We start from the raw sequence: 3,117 nt of genomic DNA, 5'->3' as shown, positions 1-3,117 counted from the left end.
AGCCCATCCCGCGTGGGAGGGCACCCGGTGCTCGACTTCGCCAACACGGTTGCCTGGCGCCTGGACCCGGCCCGCGCCGTCGCCCGCGTCCAGGGCGCGCAGGCGTGGGCGCGCTGGGCCGAGGGCGTCGGACTGCTCACCGTGGAAGAAGCACAGGCGCTGATCGGGGCGGGCGACCTCGCCCCCGCCGAGGCCGCGGCGGCCTCGTTGCTGGACCTGCGTGCCGTCCTGTGGCCGGTCCTGGACGCCCTCGTCGACGGCGACGAGCCCCCGGCCGCGGCATGGGAGGCGTTGCGCCGGGATCTGGTGCGGGCACGCGAGGACGCCGCCCTGCTCCCCGGCTTCCCCCTGCGATGGCAGCCGCAGGCGCACGGACTCGACGGCCTCCGCCACGAGCTGGCGCTGCGGGCGGAGGATCTGCTGGCCGGGGACGACCTGGCCCGGGTCCGGCGGTGCGAGGGCCCCGGGTGCGGCTGGTTCTTCCTCGACCGCTCCCGGAGCGGGACCCGGCGCTGGTGCAGCTCCGGGGACTGCGGCAACCGGGCCCGGGCCAGGCGCCACTACGCCCGCACCCGGCAGCGTGGCTGACGTCGCGAGACGGTGCGCCCCCGGTTCTGGCTGCGCGTCCACGGCGACGGCACCGCCGGCTGGCGATGGCACCACGAGGCCTTCGACACGGACGGGCCGGGAGAGGAGAGCCGGTAGCCACGCGGCCCAACTCGCCGATCCCTGGCGTCAATTGCGCCGAAACGCCGTGGTAACACTTCCCTCGCACGCTGTTCAGGCGCCTCAGCGTCCAGCCCGGACATCACCCCCGGAACGGCTGGGACCCGTGCGTCACGCCGCCGCCCCTGTAGCGCGTCCCGTTTCCCTCGCCGCTCTTCCCATCGCCCCTCGTGGGCAAGGAGGTTGTGCATGTCCGGGCTCAGCATCAGCAGGCGTGGTCTCCTGACCGGTCTGTCCGTCCTCGGCGCGTCCGCAGCGATCGGCGCCTGCGGCGCCAAGACCGGCAGCGACCGGACGACCACCGCCGGCGCCAAGGCCGACACCTCCGGCGACACGGTCCGGGTCGGTCTCCTGAACTCCCTCTCCGGCACGATGGCCATCAGCGAGGTCACCGTCCACAACGCGCTGCGGCTCGCCGTCAAGGAGATCAACGCCGACGGCGGCGTACTGGGCAAGAAGCTCGACCCGGTCAGCCAGGACGGCGCCTCCGACTGGCCGACCTTCGCGGAGAAGGCGGAGGCCCTGATCACCGGCGACAAGGTCGCCGCCACCTTCGGCTGCTGGACCTCGGCCAGCCGCAAGGCCGTCAAGCCGGTCTTCGAGCGGCACAGATCGCTGCTGTTCTACCCCGTGCAGTACGAGGGCCTCGAGCAGTCGCCCTACATCTTCTACACGGGCGCGACCACCAACCAGCAGATCGTGCCCGCCCTGGACTACCTCAGGAAACAGGGACTGACCAGGCTCTACCTGGTCGGCAGCGACTACGTCTTCCCGCGCACCGCCAACAAGATCATCCGCGCGTACGCCAAGGGCCACGGCATGCGGGTGCTCGGCGAGGACTACGCGCCGCTGGGCTCCACCGAGTTCAGCACCCTCGTCAACAAGGTGAAGGAGTCGGGCGCCGACGCGGTGTTCAACACCCTCAACGGCGACAGCAACGTGGCCTTCTTCAAGGAGTACAAGTCCTCGGGGATGACCGCCAAGACCATGCCGGTGCTGTCCGTCTCCATCGCCGAGGAGGAGGTCAAGAGCATCGGCGCCCCGTACCTGGAGGGCCAGCTGACCGCCTGGAACTACTACCAGACGACGCCGGGCGCGGCGAACACCGCCTTCGTGGACGCCTACCAGGCCGCCTACGGCGAGGACAAGCCGACATCCGACCCGATGGAGGCCGCCTACCTCTCGGTCCACCTGTGGAAGGCGATGGTCGAGAAGGCCGGCTCCTTCGACGTCGCGAAGGTCAAGGCCGCCGCGGACGGCATCACCTACGACGCCCCGGAGGGCAGGGCCACCGTCGACGGCGCCACCCAGCACGTCCACAAGACCGCCCGCATCGGCAGGATCGGCGCCGACGGGCTGATCACCGAGGTGTGGAGTTCGGGCGGGCCGATCAAGCCGGACCCCTACCTCAAGGGCTACGACTGGGCCTCCGGCCTCTCCTGAGCGCGTGCCGCCGCCGACACTCCCTCCCCGACCCGGAGCCGCCTCATGACGGTCGTCCTCAACCAGTCCTTCACCGGCGTCGGCATCGGCGCCGTCCTCCTGCTCGTCGCCCTCGGCCTCACCTTGACGTTCGGCCAGATGGGCGTCATCAACATGGCGCACGGCGAGTTCATCATGGCCGGCGCCTACACCACCTACGTCCTGCAGCAGGCCGTCGACGGCACCGGCGTCTCCCTGCTCCTCGCCCTGCCGCTGGCCTTCCTCGTGGCGGGCACGACGGGCGCACTCCTGGAGTGGCTGCTCGTCCGCCGCCTGTACGCCCGGCCGCTGGACACGCTCCTGGTCACCTGGGGCGTCTCCCTGATGCTCCAGCAGCTCGCCCGCGACATCTTCGGCGCCCCCAACGTGCAGACCCGCGCCCCCGACCTGCTCACCGGCAACGTCTCCGTCGCGGGCGTCACCCTCGCCGCCAACCGGCTGGCCATTCTCGGCCTCGCCCTGCTGAGCGTGCTCGCCCTCACGCTCGTCCTGCGGCTCACCCCGCTCGGCCGGCGCATCCGCGCCGTCGTGCAGAACCGGGACCTCGCGGAGGTCTCCGGCATCGCCACCGGACGGGTGGACCGCACGACGTTCTTCATCGGCTCCGGCCTCGCGGGCGTCGCCGGCGTCGCGCTCACCCTCGTCGGCCCCATCGGCCCGACCATGGGCACCAACTACATCGTCGACGCCTTCCTCGTGGTCGTCGTCGGCGGCATCGGGCAGCTCAAGGGCAGCGTGATCACCGCCTTCGTGCTCGGAGTGCTCCAGTCGGTGCTGGAGTACTCCACGACCGTCAGCGTCGCCAAGGTCGCCGTGCTGGTGGCCATCGTCGCCTTCCTCCAGTGGCGGCCCCAGGGCCTGTACACCCTGCGCACCCGGAGCCTGGCATGACGACGACCACCCCCCGCA

The 3,117-nt window shown here is 71.4% G+C and carries 3 protein-coding genes; all 3 read left to right on the top strand.

The genetic code is table 11. The features are described 5' to 3' along the window. The coding region (locus tag ACOV8S_RS32570; protein WP_448322222.1) for a CGNR zinc finger domain-containing protein at window positions 1-588 on the top strand (588 nt) is incomplete at its 5' end. A 327-nt stretch (window positions 589-915) separates the two neighbouring features. After that, a complete protein-coding gene (urtA, locus tag ACOV8S_RS32565) occupies window positions 916-2,169 on the top strand; it encodes an urea ABC transporter substrate-binding protein (protein WP_448322220.1) in 1,254 nt (417 codons plus the stop codon). A 45-nt stretch (window positions 2,170-2,214) separates the two neighbouring features. Then, the gene (gene urtB / locus ACOV8S_RS32560) at window positions 2,215-3,099 is read left to right on the top strand and encodes an urea ABC transporter permease subunit UrtB (protein WP_448322218.1); all 885 of its coding nucleotides are present in this window, start codon (window positions 2,215-2,217) and stop codon (window positions 3,097-3,099) included. Window positions 3,100-3,117: the final 18 nt, after the last annotated feature.

This window comes from Streptomyces sp. CO7, assembly GCF_053474865.1.
Note: the sequence above shows the minus strand (reverse complement) of the source record. Positions and strands in the feature narration are given on the sequence as shown.